The organism is Aeromonas sp. 2MA4, assembly GCF_029237305.1.
In the GTDB taxonomy this organism is placed as follows: domain Bacteria; phylum Pseudomonadota; class Gammaproteobacteria; order Enterobacterales; family Aeromonadaceae; genus Aeromonas; species Aeromonas salmonicida.
Window position 1 is genome coordinate 119841 of sequence record NZ_JAACFY010000008.1, and the last position, 19256, is coordinate 139096.

16 protein-coding genes are annotated in these 19256 nt (G+C 59.5%); 6 read left to right on the forward strand and 10 right to left on the reverse strand.

Going from position 1 to position 19256, the window contains the following annotated elements:
* Positions 1–45 precede the first annotated feature (45 nt).
* Positions 46–2679, forward strand: a complete 2634-nt coding sequence (gene ppc / locus GWQ31_RS10615) for a phosphoenolpyruvate carboxylase (protein WP_021139685.1) — start codon at positions 46–48, stop codon at positions 2677–2679.
* A 161-nt stretch (positions 2680–2840) separates the two neighbouring features.
* Here ppc and arsC read toward each other — a convergent pair whose 3' ends face one another.
* From arsC to GWQ31_RS10640, 5 genes are all read right to left on the reverse strand, one after another.
* A complete protein-coding gene (gene arsC, locus GWQ31_RS10620; protein ID WP_275909322.1) occupies positions 2841–3272 on the reverse strand; it encodes a glutaredoxin-dependent arsenate reductase in 432 nt (143 codons plus the stop codon).
* 2 nt (positions 3273–3274) lie between these two features.
* Entirely contained in the window at positions 3275–4345 is a 1071-nt protein-coding gene (arsB, locus tag GWQ31_RS10625) for an ACR3 family arsenite efflux transporter (RefSeq protein WP_275909323.1), read from the reverse strand.
* Positions 4346–4441: 96 nt separating this feature from the next.
* Positions 4442–6241, reverse strand: coding sequence for an arsenical pump-driving ATPase (gene arsA / locus GWQ31_RS10630; protein WP_275909324.1), 1800 nt, complete (start codon positions 6239–6241; stop codon positions 4442–4444).
* A gap of 75 nt (positions 6242–6316) precedes the next feature.
* Entirely contained in the window at positions 6317–6760 is a 444-nt protein-coding gene (gene arsD, locus GWQ31_RS10635) for an arsenite efflux transporter metallochaperone ArsD (RefSeq protein WP_275909325.1), read from the reverse strand.
* Positions 6761–6764: 4 nt separating this feature from the next.
* Positions 6765–7133, reverse strand: a complete 369-nt coding sequence (locus GWQ31_RS10640) for a helix-turn-helix domain-containing protein (protein ID WP_021139691.1) — start codon at positions 7131–7133, stop codon at positions 6765–6767.
* A gap of 367 nt (positions 7134–7500) precedes the next feature.
* On the opposite strand from GWQ31_RS10640, the gene mutS reads away from it, so the two are divergent.
* Complete coding sequence (gene mutS / locus GWQ31_RS10645; protein WP_275909326.1) at positions 7501–10056, forward strand: DNA mismatch repair protein MutS; 2556 nt, start codon at positions 7501–7503, stop codon at positions 10054–10056.
* A gap of 80 nt (positions 10057–10136) precedes the next feature.
* On the opposite strand, the gene GWQ31_RS10650 is transcribed toward mutS, so the two are convergent.
* Complete coding sequence (locus GWQ31_RS10650; protein WP_234575943.1) at positions 10137–11735, reverse strand: BCCT family transporter; 1599 nt, start codon at positions 11733–11735, stop codon at positions 10137–10139.
* A 9-nt stretch (positions 11736–11744) separates the two neighbouring features.
* The gene (locus GWQ31_RS10655) at positions 11745–12272 is read right to left on the reverse strand and encodes a hypothetical protein (RefSeq protein ID WP_159165506.1); all 528 of its coding nucleotides are present in this window, start codon (positions 12270–12272) and stop codon (positions 11745–11747) included.
* Positions 12273–12433: 161 nt separating this feature from the next.
* On the opposite strand from GWQ31_RS10655, the gene GWQ31_RS10660 reads away from it, so the two are divergent.
* Entirely contained in the window at positions 12434–12913 is a 480-nt protein-coding gene (locus tag GWQ31_RS10660; RefSeq protein ID WP_005313803.1) for a MarR family transcriptional regulator, read from the forward strand.
* A 79-nt stretch (positions 12914–12992) separates the two neighbouring features.
* On the opposite strand, the gene GWQ31_RS10665 is transcribed toward GWQ31_RS10660, so the two are convergent.
* Positions 12993–13574 carry a YjaG family protein gene (locus tag GWQ31_RS10665; protein ID WP_021139694.1) on the reverse strand — a complete coding sequence of 194 codons (582 nt, stop codon included), beginning with the start codon at positions 13572–13574 and terminating at the stop codon, positions 12993–12995.
* Positions 13575–13736: 162 nt separating this feature from the next.
* Here GWQ31_RS10665 and GWQ31_RS10670 point away from each other — a divergent pair, with 162 nt between their 5' ends.
* Positions 13737–14681, forward strand: coding sequence for a D-2-hydroxyacid dehydrogenase (locus GWQ31_RS10670; RefSeq protein WP_059111792.1), 945 nt, complete (start codon positions 13737–13739; stop codon positions 14679–14681).
* A 71-nt stretch (positions 14682–14752) separates the two neighbouring features.
* Here the strand turns inward: GWQ31_RS10670 and mepM are convergent, their stop codons facing one another.
* A complete protein-coding gene (mepM, locus tag GWQ31_RS10675) occupies positions 14753–16090 on the reverse strand; it encodes a murein DD-endopeptidase MepM (protein ID WP_265462631.1) in 1338 nt (445 codons plus the stop codon).
* Between the two features lie 260 nt (positions 16091–16350).
* Here mepM and GWQ31_RS10680 point away from each other — a divergent pair, with 260 nt between their 5' ends.
* Together GWQ31_RS10680 and GWQ31_RS10685 are read left to right on the forward strand one after the other, a co-directional pair.
* Entirely contained in the window at positions 16351–17649 is a 1299-nt protein-coding gene (locus GWQ31_RS10680) for a LapD/MoxY N-terminal periplasmic domain-containing protein (protein ID WP_265462630.1), read from the forward strand.
* Positions 17646–18587 carry a TAXI family TRAP transporter solute-binding subunit gene (locus tag GWQ31_RS10685; RefSeq protein WP_005313814.1) on the forward strand — a complete coding sequence of 314 codons (942 nt, stop codon included), beginning with the start codon at positions 17646–17648 and terminating at the stop codon, positions 18585–18587. The genes GWQ31_RS10680 and GWQ31_RS10685 overlap by 4 nt, the downstream gene beginning before the upstream one ends.
* On the opposite strand, the gene GWQ31_RS10690 is transcribed toward GWQ31_RS10685, so the two are convergent.
* Positions 18582–19256 (reverse strand): transglutaminase-like cysteine peptidase, encoded by a 675-nt coding sequence (locus GWQ31_RS10690; RefSeq protein WP_021139699.1) that lies wholly within the window; start codon positions 19254–19256, stop codon positions 18582–18584. The genes GWQ31_RS10685 and GWQ31_RS10690 overlap by 6 nt on opposite strands.

Genomic DNA, 19256 nt, shown 5'->3' on the forward strand with positions numbered 1-19256 from the left:
TCTCACCTCGGATGGAGAGAGACACCAACCAGATAAGGATGTGGAATGAACGAAAAGTACGCCGCTCTACGCGCCAACGTAGGCATGCTGGGTCAACTGCTGGGCAAGTCCATCAAGGATCATCAGGGACAAGCCTTCCTCGACAAGATCGAAACCATTCGCCAGTTGGCCAAGTCCTCCCGCAAAGGCAATGAGGCAGACCGGGAACGTCTGCTCGAAACCCTGCGCACCCTGAGCGATGACGAGCTGTTGCCGGTGGCCCGCGCCTTCAGCCAGTTTCTCAACCTGGCCAACGTGGCCGAACAGTTCCACACCATCTCCCGCCGCTGCGAAGAGCAGGTCTGCACGCCGGATCCGCTGGAGCAGATGTTCGCCAAACTCAAGGCATCCAACCTGTCGCAGGAGGCCATCATCCAGGCCGTGCGCGAGCTGGATATCGATCTGGTGCTGACCGCTCACCCGACCGAGGTGACCCGTCGAACCCTGATCCACAAACACGTGCAGCTCAACGACTGCCTGGAAGCGCTGGAACTCTCCGATCTGCTGCCCCGCGAGCGGGACAAGATCCTCAATCGCATCGAACAGCTGGTCAATCAGGCCTGGCACACCAACGAGATCCGCGAGCAGCGCCCGACACCGGTAGACGAAGCCAAGTGGGGCTTTGCCGTGGTGGAAAACAGCCTCTGGCCGGCCATTCCCGAATTCATGCGCAATCTGGACGAGCGTCTGCAACAGCACCTGGGTGTGCGGCTGCCGCTGGATGCCGCGCCGGTCAAGTTCACCTCCTGGATGGGCGGTGACCGCGACGGCAACCCCTTCGTTACGGCCAAGGTGACCGCAGAGGTACTGGAACTGGGCCGCTGGATGGCAGTGAGCCTCTTCTACAAGGACATCAAGGAGCTCACCTCCGAGCTCTCCATGTCCGACTGCACCGACGCCGTACGCGAGCGAGTGGGCGATCACCCCGAGCCCTATCGCGCTCTGGTGCGCGAGCTGCGTGAAGCGCTGCGCGAGACCCAGGAATACCTCACCGCCAAGGTGCAGGGTCAGGTGAGCGAGAGCCGCGACCTGATCACCACCACAGCCCAGCTGCGCGAGCCGCTGGAGCTCTGCTACCACTCAATGCACGCCTGCGGCATGGGCAACATCGCCGACGGCATGCTGCTGGACGTGCTGCGCAAGCTGGCCTGTTTCGGCATCCATCTGGTCAAGCTGGACATACGTCAGGATGGCGAGCGCCACGGTCAGGTCTTCTCCGAGCTGACCCGTTATCTCGGCATGGGCGACTACGCAGAGTGGAGCGAAGACGATAAGCAGGCTTTCCTGCTCAATGAGCTCAACTCCCGCCGCCCCCTGATCCCGACTGACTGGGAGCCGAGCGACGAGACCCGCGAGACCATAGACACCTGCCGGGTGATCGCCCAACACGACCCGGATGCGTTCGGCATCTACATTATCTCCATGGCGGGCGCCCCGTCCGATGTACTGGCGGTACAGCTGCTGCTCAAAGAAGCCGGTTGCAAGTTCCGCATGCCGGTCGCCCCCCTGTTCGAAACCCAGGAAGACCTGATGGCGGGCACCGCCGTGATGGAGCGCCTGTTGTCGGTGGACTGGTATCGCGGTTATATCCAGGGTCGCCAGTACGTGATGATCGGCTACTCGGATTCCGCCAAGGATGCGGGCATGATGGCCGCAGGCTGGGCCCAGTACGCTGCCATGGAATCTCTGGTGGCACTGGCCGAAGCCAGCAATCTGCGCCTGACCCTGTTCCATGGCCGTGGCGGCACCGTCGGCCGTGGCGGCGCCCCCGCCCATCAGGCGATCCTGTCCCAACCGCCAGGATCCCTGCGCGGTGGGCTGCGAGTGACCGAACAGGGCGAGATGATCCGCTTCAAGTTCGGTCTGCCGAAAGTCGCCATTCACAGCCTGAACCTCTACACCAGCGCCGTGCTGGAAGGGAACCTGCTGCCGCCGCCCAAGCCGAAAGAGAGCTGGCGCGCCGTGATGGAACAACTTGCCACCGTCTCCTGCGATCACTACCGCAGCATAGTGCGCGGTCATCCGGACTTCGTGCCCTACTTCCGCGCCGCCACCCCTGAAATGGAACTTGGCAAGCTGCCGCTCGGCTCACGCCCGGCCAAGCGCAAGCCCAACGGCGGCGTCGAGAGTCTGCGCGCCATCCCCTGGATCTTCGCCTGGACCCAGAACCGGCTGATGTTGCCGGCCTGGCTTGGCGCCCACAAGGGGCTGGAGCATGCCATCACGGACGGTCAGAAGAGCGTGCTGGAAGAGATGAGCCGCCAGTGGCCCTTCTTCCGCACCCGCCTCGAGATGCTGGAGATGGTGTTCCTCAAGGCCGACCTCTGGCTCGCCGAGTACTACGACACCCGTCTGGTACCGCAAGAGCTGTGGAATCTGGGCAAGCAGTTGCGCCAGGAGCTTGCCGACGCCATCCAGATCGTGCTGCAGCTGCGCCCGCAGGGAGACCTGCTGGACGACCAGCCCTGGATCAAGGAGTCCATCAATCTGCGCAACCCCTACACGGATCCCCTTAACGTGCTGCAGGTCGAACTGCTGGGCCGCTCGCGCAACCACACCGAGACCCTGCATCCCGAGCTGGATCAGGCGCTGATGGTCACCATAGCCGGTATTGCCGCAGGCATGCGCAACACGGGTTGATTAACAGCAGGCTTTAGCCATCTCGATCAAACCAAAGGGCGCCTCAGCGCCCTTTGTTGTTTTCTTGCAGCTAGACACAGGTGATGGCCTGATGATAAGAGCGACAAGAGACAAGGTTCGATTCGCAAAACGTCATCAACTCCAAGGCCTGCTCTCGACCTTTACTTGATCCGCTTCCCCTCTGCATCAACGACCCTCTCCCCATCTTCCTTGGTAAAAGCGCCTTGCTGGGGGCTCGGCAATATATCCAGCACTACTTCCGATGGGCGGCACAGTCTGGTACCAAGCGGGGTCACCACTATGGGGCGGTTGATCAGGATGGGATGGGCCAGCATGGCGTCGATCAAGTCGTCATCGCTGAAGCGGTTTTCGGCCAGTTCCAGCGCCTCATAAGGAGGGACGTTCTTGCGCAGCAGGTCGCGCACCGGCATCCCCATGGCCCCAATCAGCGCAACCAGCGTCTCGCGGCTCGGCGGTGTCTCCAGGTAGTGAACGACGGTCGGTTCAACCCCTGAGTTGCGGATAAGTTCCAGCGTATTGCGGGAGGTGCCGCAAGCCGGGTTGTGGTAAATGGTGATCTGGGTGTTATGCATGATTAAGCCTCTGCGTTGAGATAGTTGCGTTTCATTCTAAGAGCCACATTGACCAAGGCGATCAAGACAGGCACCTCCACCAGCGGGCCTATCACACCGGCAAACGCCTGATCCGAATTCAGGCCAAACACGGCGATGGAAACCGCAATGGCCAGCTCGAAGTTGTTGCCGGTGGCGGTGAAGGCGATGGAGGCATTCTTGTCATAGGGAATACCCAGCTTCTTGCCGACCAGGAAACTGGTGAAGAACATCAGCACAAAGTAGACCACCAGCGGGATGGCAACGCGTACCACATCCATCGGCAGCTCGACGATCATCTCGCCCTTGAGGCTGAACATCAGCACTATGGTGGCCAGCAAGGCGATCAGTGTGATGGGCGAAATGGCGGGGATAAAACGCTCGTTATACCACTTCTCCCCCTTCGCCTTGACCAGGTATTTCCGGCTCAGGAAGCCTGCCAGGAAGGGGATCCCCAGATAGATCAGCACGCTTTCGGCGATATCCAGCATGGTGATATCCACCGCGAAACCCTGCAAACCAAACAGCGGAGGCAGCACTGTAATAAACAACCAGGCCATGAAGCTGTAGGTAAGGATCTGAAAACCGCTGTTGAGCGCCACCAGACCCGCACCGTACTCCTTGTTGCCGCCGCCCAGATCGTTCCACACCAGCACCATGGCGATGCAGCGTGCCAGACCGATCAGGATCAGGCCCACCATGTAGTCCGGGTAGTCATGCAAGAATGTCAGGGCTATCACGAACATCAGGATGGGGCCGACCAGCCAGTTCATCACCAGTGAGAGGGTAATCGCCTGACGGTCGCGGGTCATGGCCCCCATGGTGCCGTAATTCACCTTGGCCAGCGGCGGATACATCATCAGAATAAGGCCGATGGCCAGCGGGATATTGGTGGTGCCGACCGACATGGCCTCGTTCCACTGGGCCACCTGGGGGAACAGATAGCCAATCCCCACCCCCATGCCCATGGCGACAAAGATCCAGAGGGTGAGATTGCGGTCGAGAAAGCTCATTTTTTTGCTGACGGGCAGATCGCAGCAGGCATTGGTACTCATCAAGAGACTCCATGGGGATTGGATGAAACGAAGGACTCAACCCGGGCAAATGCCTCTGTTGGTTGCGCCTTGGCAGTAAACTCGCTCTGATGCATGTCACCCCGCCCTGTGGACAGGGTGACACAGCGCTTGCAGCGCCTTGACACCCACTGGCTCGACGGCCTGCAAGGGCACTACGGCATAACGCTTCGCATGCTCCTGCTTGACCGCTTCGATATGGGGCTGCTGACGATACGCTCGCTGGGCCAGCAGTGGCGAGGTGACGCTGGCCGGGGCCAGCATGTGATTGACCACCCAGGCCCAGGGCTCGATACCGGCACGGCGCAGGTCAGCTTGCAGGTTGGCCGCCTCCTGCACCGGGGTGGGCTCGGGCAGGGTGACTATCATCACCTTGGTCTGTTTCGGGTCTTGCAACTGCATCATGGGGGTGGTGAAGTGCATCCCCTTGCCCCCCATCTGACGGGCAATTTCCCTGTGATAGGCACCGGTCGCATCGAGCAGCAAGAGGGTGTGACCGGTGGGCGCCGTATCCATCACCACGAAGCGCTTGCCCGCCTCGCGGATGATCCGCGAGAAGGCCTGAAACACGGCTATCTCTTCGGTACAGGGAGAGCGCAAATCTTCTTCCAGCAGAGCCCGGCCCTGTGCATCCAGACTCGCCCCCTTGGTGGCCAGCACCTGGGCGCGGTAACGCTCGGTCTCGGCGTGGGGATCGATACGGCTGACCTCCAGGCTGGGCAGTGCCCCTGCCAGTGTCTCCCCCAAATGGGCCGCGGGATCTGAGGTGGTCAGGTGAACCGGCAGGCCCCGACTGGCAAGCTCTACCGCCACCGCTGCCGCCAGGGTGGTTTTACCCACACCGCCTTTGCCCATCAGCATGATGAGCCCGTGACCATCGGTGGCCAGCTCGTCGACCAGTTGCTTCAAGCCGGGATGTTGCTGGTCCTGTGACTCGGCGGCCGGGCGCTCGACCTCGTCGGTCCCGTTGACAGGCGCTGCACCGAGCAACTGGCGCAGGCTCTCCACCCCTACCAGATTAGTGGCCAGCAGCGGCACTCTGTCTTGTGGAAGACTGGCCAGCAGCGCTGGTATCTGCGCCATCGCCTGTTGCTCACGTTGCCATACGGCAGTTGCCAGGGGGTCATCCGCCAGCTCGCTTTGGGGGAAGATGCCATTGATGACCAGTTGCTGATTGGCAAGGCCGATAGCGGCCAGTTCGTCATGGGTACGCGTTACTTCCCGCAGGGTCGAGGCTTGCGCCCGAGCCACCAGAACAAGCCGGGTTTTCCCGGCATCTGACAGGGCTGCAACGGCCTCTGCGTATTGGCTTCGCTGTTTTTCCAGTCCGGCCAGTGGCCCCAGACAAGAGGCATCCCCCTTGCCCTGCTCCAGAAACTCGCTCCATGCCCCCGGCAGTTGCAACAGACGTATGGTGTGACCTGTGGGTGCCGTGTCGAAAACGATGTGGTCGTATTCCCCCACCAGCTTGATGTCGGTCAGCAGGGCAGTGAACTCGTCAAAGGCGGCAATCTCTGTGGTGCAGGCACCGGAGAGCTGCTCTTCAATGCTGCGCACCACGCTGTCGGGCAATTTGCCGCGCACCGGGCCGACGATCCGTTCCCGATAGACTTGCGCGGCCGCTTGCGGGTCTATCTCCAGCGCCGACAGTCCGCTGACTGCCGCTATGGCGGTCATCCTGTTGCCTATCTGGGTATCAAAGACCTGACCTACGTTTGAGGCCGGATCCGTGCTGACCAGCAGCACCCGTTTACCGCTATCACACAAGGCGACCGCGCTGGCGCAGGCCAGCGAGGTCTTGCCTACGCCACCCTTGCCGGTAAAAAAGAGAAACGGCGGTGCATCAGTCAGAAACGAATAGCTCAGAAACGAGGACATAAGGGACTCCTATCAGGCAAAACAAGGCAATCAACCCCGCAGGCGGCAGGGATACGGCCAACTAAAGGGTCACGCTTAGCAGCAACCGCTGCTGCCGGAGCAGCAGCCACCCTTGACGATCCCTTTGATGGCGCCCGCTTTGCCCGGCCCGGCTGCTGGCGGATTGGCTTCAGCATCATCGATTGTTGTGCCACCGCTTTCAGCCGCTTTCGGTGACGCAAGACCGGCATAACGGGTCAATTCCGCGCGGCTGGGATAACGGCCTGTCAGCACCACCTGACCCTCTACCAGCACCAGCGGCAAGCCTTCCTCCCCCGCGTGGACAAGAAAGGCACTCACCGCCGCTGTCTCGGCAAACACCATGGGTTGCTGGGCCAGATTGAATCGCTCTATGGCAACCCCCTGCCCCTTGGCCCAGGCGAGGTCGGCGGCGAAGCTCACCAGGCGCTGTTCAACCTCGGTTCCGCACACACCGCTGGCACAGCACAGTGCCGGATCGAAAATCTGGATAACTGACATGGTATTACTCCTTATTGCAGCAAGATTGCTCGGGCAATACATGGGGCGAGCAGCCGGATTCGGCCCGCATCACGCCACAGGCTTCGGGGTGACCGGCACAGCACTCCTCGGTGAGATAACCGATCAAATCGAGCATCAGGGGGATATTGGCGCGATAGCGCAGAAAACGCCCCTCCTGCTCCACCGATACCAGTCCGGCGTGAAGCAGGGCCTTCAAGTGAAACGAGAGGCTGTTCGGTGCAATGTCGAGCTCGCCAGCGAGCTCACCGGCCACCCGCCCTTCCAACCCGGCCTTGACCAGCAAGCGCCATACATCGAGACGGATACCGGATGCGAGAGACTCGAACACCCTGGTGGCCACATCTTTGTGCATTTGAAGTCCCTCAATCCATGGAATGGATTCAACTATACAAGAATAGTTGAAGTGATCAATATGCCCACACTATCTCTGCACTCTGTTTTTGGCATTTTCCCTGTTGTGGGTAGTCCGGATGATTTTGTGAATGCATGGCCTTTGTTGCCACGGCAGGGATGATAAGATTGGCACCAACTCGTGGCCTTGGTTGTGGTGTGACGCTTTGCCACCCGGGCTGACGCGCACCGGACTCAATATACTCCTCGGATGATCGCCTCATCGAGCCTCTCATTCCAGACGCTCATCCGTGGAAAAACAGCACATCACAGACCCGATGCCAGATGACAACACAGCTCAAAAACAACGACTTAATGGTGGATGCACATTGATTAACATAGAAAACATCCAGCAGCACACCCCCATGATGCAGCAATACCTTGGCCTCAAGGCCGAGAACCCCGAGATACTGCTGTTCTACCGGATGGGTGACTTCTACGAACTCTTCTACGACGATGCCCGCAAGGCCTCCCAGCTGCTCGATATCTCCCTGACCAAGCGCGGCCAGTCGGCAGGCAACCCCATTCCGATGGCGGGGGTGCCCTATCACGCCATCGAAGGCTACCTGGCCAAGCTGATACAGCTCGGCGAATCTGCCGCCATCTGCGAGCAGGTGGGGGATCCCGCCACCAGCAAGGGGCCGGTGGAGCGCAAGGTCATTCGCATCATCACCCCGGGTACCGTCTCCGACGAGGCGCTGCTCTCGGAGCGACAGGACAACCTGATCGCCGCCGTCTATCACGATGGCCGTCGCTTCGGTTACGGCACCATGGACATAGGTTCTGGCCGCTTCTTCATCAACCAGTTCGACAAGGAAGAGACGCTGCTGGCGGAGCTGCAACGCACCAACCCGGCTGAACTGCTCTATCCGGAATCCTTCGCATTTTTGCAGCACGTCGAGGGCCGCCGTGGCCTGCGCCGCCGTCCCGAATGGGAGTTTGAACTGGGCACAGCCCGCAAGCTGCTGTGCCAGCAGTTCGGCACTCAGGATCTGGTGGGCTTTGGGGTCGACAAGAGCGAGACCGCCCTGTGCGCCGCCGGCTGCCTGATGCAGTACGTCAAGGACACCCAGCGCACCGCCCTGCCCCACATCCGCAGCGTGCGCCTCGAGCAGCCGGACCATGCGGTCATCATGGATGCCGCCACCCGCCGCAACCTGGAGCTGACCCAGAATCTGGCGGGCGGCTATGAAAATACCCTGGCCGAAGTGCTCGATCGCACTGCCACCCCCATGGGCAGCCGTTTGCTCAAGCGCTGGATCCACCAGCCGATCCGCGATCGGGTGATCCTGAAAGGTCGCCAGAGCACCATCAAGGAACTGATCGAGCAGAACCTCTATGACGAGCTGGGCGCCCTGCTGCGCCAGGTCGGCGACGTGGAGCGGGTATTGGCTCGCCTCGCCTTGCGCTCTGCCCGCCCCCGCGACCTCACTCGCTTGCGTCAGGCGTTTGCCCAGTTGCCAGAGTTGCAGCGCCTGCTGGCGGACAACCGGCACGAAGCGGTACAGCAACTGGCCGAGCGGGCCAGCACCTTCCCCGAGCTGCTCGACCTGCTGGAGCGTGCCGTGATGGAGGTGCCGCCCGTGCTGATCCGCGATGGGGGCGTCATCCGTGACGGCTTCAATCAGGAGCTGGACGAGCTGCGGGATCTGGCCAACGGCGCTACCGCCAGTCTGGCCCGCATCGAGGAGCGCGAGAAGGCGCTGACCGGCATCAACACCCTCAAGGTGGGCTACAACAGGGTGCACGGCTTCTATATCGAGGTGAGCCGCGCCAACAGCCATCTGGTACCGGCCCACTACATCCGCCGTCAGACCTTGAAGAACAACGAACGCTACATCATAGACGAGCTCAAAAAATACGAGGACAAGGTGCTCACCGCCCAGGCCCAGGCGCTGGCGCTGGAGAAACGGCTCTACGAAGAGCTGCTCGACACCCTGCTGCCCCACCTCGGCGATCTGCAAGAGTCGGCGTCCGCGCTGGCAGAGCTGGATGTACTGGCCAACCTGGCCGAGCGGGCCGAGACCCTGGACTACCGCTGCCCGACCCTGATTGACGAGGATCAGATCCTGATCGAGGCGGGCCGTCATCCGGTGGTGGAGCAGGTGATGAGCGATCCCTTTATCGCCAACCCGATCCGGCTTGAGCGGGAGCGCAGGATGCTGATCATCACGGGCCCCAACATGGGGGGTAAATCCACCTATATGCGCCAGACGGCCCTTATCGTGCTGCTGGCCCATATCGGTGCCTTCGTGCCCGCCGACAGCGCCCGCATCGGCCCCATAGACCGCATCTTCACCCGGATCGGGGCGTCGGACGATCTGGCATCGGGCAGATCCACCTTTATGGTGGAGATGACAGAAACAGCCAACATCCTCAACAACGCCACCGCCCGCAGTCTGGTGCTGATGGACGAAATTGGCCGCGGCACCAGCACCTACGATGGTCTTTCCCTGGCGTGGGCTTGCGCCGAGCAGCTGGCAAGCAAGATTGGCGCCTATACCCTGTTCGCCACCCACTACTTCGAGCTGACCCGCTTGCCCGAGCTGATGAGCGGGCTGGCCAACGTCCATCTGGATGCGGTGGAGCACGGCGACACCATCGCCTTTATGCACGCGGTGCAGGAAGGCGCGGCCAGCCGCTCTTACGGCCTGCAAGTGGCAGCGCTGGCGGGGGTGCCGAAATCGGTGATCAATCAGGCTCGCCACAAGCTGGCGGAGCTCGAAAGCGCCACGCCCCTGGCCACAGGGGAAGTTCGCCCTGCCTCCATACCGTTGCTGCCCCAATCCCACCCTGTAGTGGATGAGCTGGAAGCGGTACGGCCGGACGAGCTCACTCCTCGTCAGGCGCTGGATCTCCTCTATCGCCTCAAGCAGATGCTCTAACCGCCAGCTGACTACAGCAGCATACAAAAGGGGAACCTCACGGTTCCCCTTTTACTTTGCACGGTTTGACTCTCAGGCCATCAGCCCGGACCTATCCGGTCCATCAGACTCAGGTTGACCGAGCCGGGGTGACGCTTGAGCTTCTGTCGATACTCGAACTGATGCTGACTTTCTTGCTTGAGCCCCAGCACCAGGGAGTAACACATGGCCAGCATGATCACCGAGAACGGCAGTGCGGCTATGATGCTGGCCGCCTGCAAGGCTGCCAATCCACCGGACACCAGCAAAATAGCGGCGACCAGCCCCTGCCCCAGGCCCCAGATGGCACGGTGCAACACGGGAGGATCCTGATCGCCGATGGAGAGCAGCGTGGTGATAACGAGCGTGCCCGAGTCGCTGGAGGTGATGAAGTAGGTGCAGATAAGCAGGGTCAATACCGCCTTGGCGATCCAGCCGAAGGTCTCCCACTGCATCAGATCCACCGTCTTGTAGAGCGCCAGGGTCACGTCCTGATTGACCGCCGCCACCACGCCACCAGCGCCGAACAGCTCCAGGTTCATGGCAGTACCGCCGAACACGGTCAACCAGAACATGCCGAGCAGGGAGGGTACCAGCAGCACACCGAGCACGAACTCACGTATGGTACGGCCCTTGGAGATGCGGGCGATAAACATGCCGACAAACGGTGCCCAGGCGATCCACCAGCCCCAGTAAAACGCGGTCCAGCTCGACTGCCAGGCCGAGGTACCGTTGGCTTCGGTGTTGGTCCAGAAGCTCAGCTTGACGATGTTTTGCAGGTAGTCACCGATATTCTGCACATAGGCGTTGAGTATGTAGGTGGTCGGCCCCAGCACCAGGAAGAGGCCTAGCACGAAGACGCTCAGCCAGATGTTGAGCTCGGAGAGGATCTTGACCCCGCGCCCCACGCCGGAGACCGCAGACAGGGTCGCGATCAGGCTGATACCGCCGATGAGCCAGAGCTGGTTGGACTGCGACACCGCCATGCCGAACATCTGGTTCAGACCGGTATTCATCTGGGAGACGCCGAGGCCGAGGGAGGTTGCCACCCCGAACACGGTACCGAACACCGCCAGCACGTCGGCGGCATGACCCCAAAAGCCGTAGATGCGCTCACCGAGAATGGGGTAAAGCACAGAGCGAATGGCCAGGGGCAACTTGCGGCGATAACTGAAGAAAGCCAGCGACAGGCCGACGATCACATAGATGGCCCAGGGGTGAAGACCCCAATGGAAGAAGGTCAGCCGCATGGCGATCTGGGCCGCCTCCGGCGTCATTCCTTCGGTGATGAAGGGGTTGCCCTGCAGGTGATTCATGGGTTCTGCAATGCTCCAGAACACCAGACCTATGCCCATGCCGGCGCTGAACAGCATGGAGAACCAGGCAAAGTAGCCAAACTCCGGTACCTGATCGTCGTCACCCAGGCGGATGCTGCCAAAGCGGCTGAACATCAGATAGACGGCGAAGAACAGGAACAGGGCGACCACCAGAATGTAGTACCACTTGAACCCGGCAATGATCTGATCCTTGGCGCCGGTAAACCAGGCGGCGGCCGTCTCGGGTACAAAGACGCCGAACAGCAGGAACAGGGTGATGACGGTGAGGGCCGTCATGGCCATGGTCGGGTTCAGGCCTTTCAATAGCCCTTTGGTTGCTCTCATCGGGCCTCCTTAGTCGTTGTTGAAAAAGTCTTCACCCACATGCTCGCCTGCACCGCCGATGGCGCGATAGACCATCTGGCCGGCAGCAAGTTCGCGATGATCTACCAGAGTGACGGAAGGTTGACCATTTACGGCATGGCGCTTGCCCAGGAAGATGGCCATGGGCACACCCAGATTGGAGATGCCGCTGGTGATCCAGAGCCGGTTGAAGTCGTAGGATCCGCCGATAAACTCCAGTTGGGCCAGACCGGTATCGAGGCCGGTCAGGTAGAAATTCATGGCGCTCTCGTCAGGGAACAGGTGGACCAGCACATAGGCATAGCGCAACTCGTTCACCAATTCCTTTAGGTTGAAAGCACCAGTCTCGCTACAAGAGAGCGGCAGCTCACCGTCGTAATGATGCACCTTGAGGGTATTGGGATCCTCTTCATAGGCAGGCTGATAACGTACGAACGCCGAGGTGTCAGGCAGTTCGTAACGGACTCTGACCACACGTAAATCAGCCACCAGAGACCTGATGTCCAGATAGTCATTCATCATTTTACTCCTCAAATATCAGGTTAAAATTCGGTGAACGGCCGATAATCTAACACAAAAACCATTAGAGCAGAAATCATTAGACCAAAACCATATTGATCTTGTGATGAAATAGGCGGAGAATTTTGCGCCTCTCAACAGCCCTGCAATGACTCACACCCATGGAAAAACATGATGAAGTGCTGGTTGCACTGCGCCAGATTATTCGTGCCATCGATATGCACTCCAAGCGCTTGATCAAGGAAGCCGGACTGACGTCGCCGCAGCTCTTGCTGCTCAAGGGGATCAACGAGCTGGGACAGATTTCCATGCGTCAGCTGGCCGACCACACCAACATGAGTCAGGCTACTGCGACCACCATCATGGACCGTCTCGAGAGCCGCCAGCTGGTACAGCGCATTCGCAGTGAAACCGACAAGCGAAAGGTTCACGCGACACTGACTGACGCAGGCCGTGCCCTGCTGGCCCAGGCGCCAACCCCGCTGCAAGAACGTTTCATCCAGCGCTTTCAGGCACTGGAAGCCTGGGAGCAGACCCTGTTGCTCTCCTCCCTGCAGCGCATCTCGTCGATGATGAATGCCGACGCGATAGATGCCGCTCCCGTATTGAGCGTTCGTCCGCTCACCGAAGAACGGGCATGAAAAGGGTACGGGCATAAAAAAAGCTCCCGTCGGGAGCTTTTTTTCTATGGAGACGTTTTCTACAGACCCAGTGGCTGTATCACTCGTCCAGGCTGATGCCGATGTTGGACACACCGTCCTGGGCTGCAAATACCTTGATCGCCAGGATGCGGTCACTGTCACGCTCGTGGGCCACCCGCTTGAGCAGCTCAACCTGAAACTCCAGCTCGGCCTCGATGTACTCGTGCTCGTAGAGTTCCTCTTCGGTCAGCTCGCGCTCTTCCAGCATCTCGATGAAACCGGCCACGGTTCCCACTGAGGCATGGCTGGCATCTTCGGCCTCTTCACCGACCCGGCAGATCACCGAGTTGTAGGCGCTGCCTAGTGCCACGCAGGCATCCAGTGCCGGATAGGCACCGTAGGATTCAAACTTGCTGGGCTCCGGAATGTAAACTTCAAACGCCTCCAGGATAGCCCCCAGATTGACGCGGGATCCCTTCACCGTCAGGTAGTTCCACATCTGATCCAGCGCGTGTCGAAAAGCCTTCGCATCACCAAAGCCGGACGCCTGGGCAAACAACGCATAGTTGGGGTACATGCGCTCTGCCAGCGCCAGGGTGTAGACGGTCTGTTGCCAAGGCTGTAGCTCGGCCAGTCGCTTATAAAACTTGTCACCAAACACTGGAGTCGGATCCTTTGCAAAATGTGGGGCAGATTGTAGCCCACGAGGGGCCGCTCGAAAACGAAAAAGCGGCCTGCTCGACTATCTTGCCCGATCAACTCGGGTAAGATGAAGACAGAGCGGCCTCTCTCCCGCGCCGCAAATCTGATAAGGAACAAGAGTATGAGTCAACGTACCCTTCTTTTGCTCAGCCAGGACAACGCGCACTACGAGCGTCTGCTCAAGGCGGCTCACCTCCCCCATTTGCGTATTCTGAGAGCCGACAACCAGAGCGATGCCGAGAAACTGATCGGGGAAGCCCATATCCTGATGGCCGAGCCGGCACGTGCCAAGCCGCTGCTGGCCAAGGCCAACAAGTTGAGCTGGTTTCAGTCCACCTATGCCGGGGTCGATGTGTTGCTGGATGCACGCTGCCGCCGTGATTACCAGCTCACCAATGTGCGCGGTATCTTCGGTCCGCTGATGAGCGAATATGTCTTCGGCCACCTGCTCAGCCTGATGCGTCAGTTGCCACTCTATCGGGAACAGCAAAAACAGCGACTGTGGCAGAGTCATCCCTATCAGGGGCTCAAGGGACGCACCTTGTTGATCCTGGGCACAGGCAGCATAGGCCAGCACATAGCCCACACCGGCAAACACTTTGGCATGAAGGTGCTCGGCGTCAGCCGCAGCGGCCGTGAGCGGGCCGGTTTCGATCAGGTGTATCAGCTACCGGCACTCAACAAGATGCTGACCCAGGCCGATGTCATCGTCAGCGTCCTGCCCGCCACCCGCGAGACCCATCATCTGTTCACCGCATCCCGTTTCGAGCATTGCAAGCCGGGCGCCATCCTGTTCAACGTCGGTCGCGGCAATGCCATCAACGAAGGCGATCTGCTCACTGCCCTGCGTACCGGCAAGCTGGGCATGGCGGTGCTGGATGTGTTCGAGCAGGAGCCCCTGCCCGCTGACAGTCCGCTCTGGGGCCAGCCCAACCTCATCATCACGCCGCACAACAGCGCCTACAGCTTCCCCGATGATGTGGCCCAGATCTTCGTGCGCAACTACATCCGCTTCATCGACGGCCAGCCGCTGGATGGCAAGATAGACTTCGACAAGGGTTACTGATACGCCCATGACACCAATGAAAAGGCCCCGCCAATGTGGCGGGGCCTTTTCTATTTGGCTGGAAACCGGCTTCAGCCTGCCTCCATCTCCTTGCGATAGCTCTTCACCTTGGCAAGGAACTGGCGCTTGGCCTTGCCGGAGAGCGGTTCTGCCATCGGCAACTTGACCTTCATGGCATCGACCGGACGATTGTTGATCCGCACCTCGTAGTGCAGGTGAGCACCGGTGGACCGGCCCGTGTTGCCGGAGAGCGCAATCTTGTCACCCATCTTCACCTTCTGGCCGGTTTTCACCAGCAGCCTGCTCAGGTGCAGATAACGGGTCATCAGGGTACGACCGTGCTTGATCACCACATAGGTACCTGCCAATGGGTGGCTGGTCGCCTTGAGCACGACACCGTCGCCGGTAGCCAATACAGGCGTGCCCACCGGCAAGGCAAAATCGGTGCCCTCGTGGGGGCGGACCTGGCCAGTGATGGGGTGACGGCGGTTCGGGTTGAAACTGGAGCTCACCCGATAGCGGCTGTGGGTCGGATAGCGGCGGAAGCCGCGCTCCAGGCTGTTGCCCTGGCCGTCATAGTAGTTGCCATCTTCGGACAGCCAGGCCGAGACCCCCTTGCCCTGATTGAACACTTCAACGCCCAGCAGCTGGGTGTTGCCCGTGCTCTTGCCCTCGACCGTCTCCTGACGAACCAGCACCCTGAATTTATCGCCCTTTTTCAAATCCTTGGCGAAATTGAGCCGCCACTGGAACAGGTTGGCAATCTTCTGGATATGGCTGGCCGGGATACCCGCATTGCGGGCACTGACATAGAAACTGCCGTTGATGACGCCGTCATAACTCTTCTGCTGCCACTCCACCTCTTCATTGAGCATGTTGGCGCTGTAAGTGTCGTCGGTACGTTCCAGGACCAGGGTCTGCTTGATGTTCAGACGAATCTTCATCTGTTGCAGTATGTTGTCCTGATCGATCAGCAACTCTATGGTCTGGCCGGGCTTGAGGCGGGCAAGGTTATTCTTGCTGTCCGCATCCAGCACCTTGTAGAGGGTGGTGGTAGAAAGTCCCAGATTGTTGAAGATGGTGGTCAGATTCTCGCCACTGCGCACCCGATAATCCTGCCACTGGGGAGTGGCATCGGTCGGGATGTCATCTTCCGGGGTCGCGGCTTCCACCAGCTCATGATCCGGGATGTCGTTAAAGTCCGTATTGTCTTCGTTGGTTGCTGTGCCATGGGTCGCAATCGGCAACTCAAGACGCAATGGCCGCTCCAGGATGTCACCTGGTGCCGGCAATATGGCTACCGCTGACAGCGTCATGGCCGTGAGCAGTAACATGGCATAAAAATGCTTGCGGGGAACCGGGGGTTCCCAATTGGCAGCCTGTGCTACCAAGGGACGGAGACGTTTCATCCGCTATCCTGTCATTAGATTCAATGGGTGTTAGTGGTCGGTCTGATTGTTATAAAACCGTATAAAACTGATTGTTTGACCTAAATACTCACAATAAGTTCATACCAATCTGCATGAACCTCACATTTTATGCATAACATTCCTTTATGGGCAGAAATGATCGTCTTTTTTAACTATTTTTTCCTATTTTTAAGAACCGGGTCCGATCGTGTTTGACCCAAGGTTTCATGATGTTGCGATAACTTTTCCATGGAGTGGATATGTCGTTAGCAAAACTGTTAAACCGAATCATTCTGATCCTGTTCATTATCGGTGCCGCCCTGCTGTTCATGCTGGAAGTCACCACGGTACGTCAATCCATCATCGACCAGATGTCAGCCAATCTTGAAACGGCCATCACGGCACTCGGGCTGGTACTGCAAGGTACCCTGCTCAACGATGACAAGGTGCTGGCAGAAACCATCGTCAATGCCATGTTTGACGGCGGTTTCGTCAGCTCGGTCACCCTGCTGGATCCTGACGGTCAGCCGCTGTTTCAGAAGGTCTTCCACACAGCGCAGCAGAACGTACCAAGCTGGCTCCCTTCTGTTATCGACATGCCGCCAGTCAACATTGAGCAGGAACTGACCGATGGCTGGCGCATGCTGGGCACCCTCACCCTGGAGGGACATACCGGCTACGCCTACCAGCATCTGTGGAATGCCATCAGCCGTACCGGACTGGCCCTGCTCGCCGGCTTGCTGGTATTCACCCTGGTGATCTCCTGGGTATGCAGACGCCTGCTTCGCCCCCTCGAGCAAATCAACCAGCAACTGGTCAGGATCCGCAAACGCCAGTTCAGCGGCAGCCTGGAATCCCCCTGGCTGCAGGACCTCAAGGAGCTGGTCATCTCGGTCAATCAGCTGGTCTCCGAGCGCAAGCGTGACCTGCTGCAACAAAGGCTCAAGGTCACCCAGCTTGGCAAGCAACAGGCAGTGACAGCTGAACTTCCGCTGCAAGGGCTGATGGACGAAGAAGAGGGCATGCAGCAACAATATTTCTTCTCCACCCAGGGCAAGATCCGCCTCTACAGCCGCCTTGTCCCAACCATTTCCCCCTCTCTGGACAGCTCGCCGGACGAAATCCAGCACCTGCTTGAACTCTGGCTGCGCAACCCGGCGGAAGGGCTGCAACTGCCCCTCAGCCTGCTCAGTCATGCCGACTGGACACAATTTGCGCCGCTACTGGCCAAAGCAAGGGGAAAGACCCTCGACTGGCGCTGGGATCTGGCAAGCTTCCCGCCTCTCGGGGAGGAACGGCTCGCTACCTTGCAGGAGCAGGGCGTCGAGATGGCATTTAGCGCCATCCCCATGACCAACGACACCTTCAACCAGCTCGACCCCATCAATCCCGTCTTCATCAGCTGCCAGCCGTCACAGGATCCCCTCTATTGGAATCTGGTCGCTCAATGCCTGCACAGTTCGGGCTACACCCTGCTGGCTGAAGCCAGCGAGATCCAGGATATAAATACCCTGCGCGCCTGGGGTATCGATGGCTATGCCAGCAAGGAGGCATCATGAACAGAACCTGGTCGTTGCTCGCCCTGCTGTGGCCGCTGCCGCTGCTGGCCAACCCCGTTACCCTCGCCACCGGCGGTGAGCAGGGGATCTATCATCAGGTCGCCAGGGAGTTCTGCCGACTGGCCAACAAGAGTGATCCCGAGCTGCAATGCAAACCGCAGGCCACCTCAGGTTCCATCGAGAATCTTCGCCAATTGCAGGCCGGCCAGACAAGCTACGCTCTGGTGCAATCGGACTGGCTCTATCAGGCCAGCAAGGGGCTGGGTCCCTATGTCAGCCAGCCTCAACCCGAGCTGAGAGCCCTGTTTGCCACCCATGCAGAACCCTTCACCATAGTGGTGCGGGCCGATGGCGATATCACCAGCCTGGAGCAACTCAAGCTGGCTCCCATCGACATGGGGCTGAAGAGCTCGGGTACCCGCCAGACGGCGCTGGCGCTGTTCGACCTGCTGGGTGCAAAGGAGCAGGATCTCGATCTGAAGAGTGCAGGCAATCTGGTCGATGCACTCTGCAGCAAACAGATAGATGCCTATGGCCTGGTGATGGGCCACCCGAACCGGATCGTGCTCGATACCGCCAAGCGCTGCGCCATCCGCTTTCTGCCGATTGAGGGAACGCTGCGGGAGCAACTGATTAAGGGGGTCAAGTATTACCAGCGCAGTCAGGTGCCCGCTCGCATCTATCCCGGCAACCTGAAAGCGACCCCCACCTTTGCCATCGCGGCTACCCTGGTGACCAATGCCGCTACGCCGGAGGCCGATGTCTATCGCCTGACCAGAGCCATGCTGACCCAGCAGACCAACTTCAACGAACAAACCTATGGCTACGCCAACCTGTTTCACAAGGCGCGCAACAAGACAGGCCCGGTGCTGAGCATCGAACAGCACCCGGGCGCAGCCAAATATTTCGAGGAGCTGAAAACAGCGGGGAAACTATAACTGACGGCGGGGAGAGCGCAGTTGCTCGCTGGAGAAACGGGTCTTCATCGATGTCCACTGCGCCAACCGGTCAGCACTGCCCGCCAGGGTGCCTTCACGGCGGGATTTCATGATCCAGATGCTCTTGGCGTCGAAGCTGTAAACAGGGATGAGATCGGTCCGCTGGCTACCGGGCAGGATCCGGCTGTTGATGTTGTCGAGCACCATAGGGTCAGACTTGGGGGTCGGGAAATAAAGCGTCACCATGTGAAACTGGTTGTATTTCACCGCCTTGACATAAGCCAGCCGCAGCTTTTTCTCATCCACCCCCAGCTCCATCAGGGTGTAGTACTTGGCAATGCTGTAATCCTCGCAATCCCCACCTCGGGCACCGATGAACTCCAGCGGATTGGCCCAATAATCCTCATCTCCCCACAGTCTGGGATCCTCGCTGTAGGTCAGGTTGTTGAAGTAGTTGTTCACCAGCTCTATTTTCTGCTGATCCGTGGTGCCGGCCCTCGGTGACAGTAAACGGGAGAACGCCTCGGCCCGCTGGATCGCCCTGCCACCATAGACCTCCTGCAATTTTGCCCGCAGTTCAGGGCTGGCGATATATTCGGAGAGGCGAGAGGCCTGCACGCTGGCGCAGAGCAACGCCAGCGTGCAGGTGGGAATGAGCAGCCATTTCAT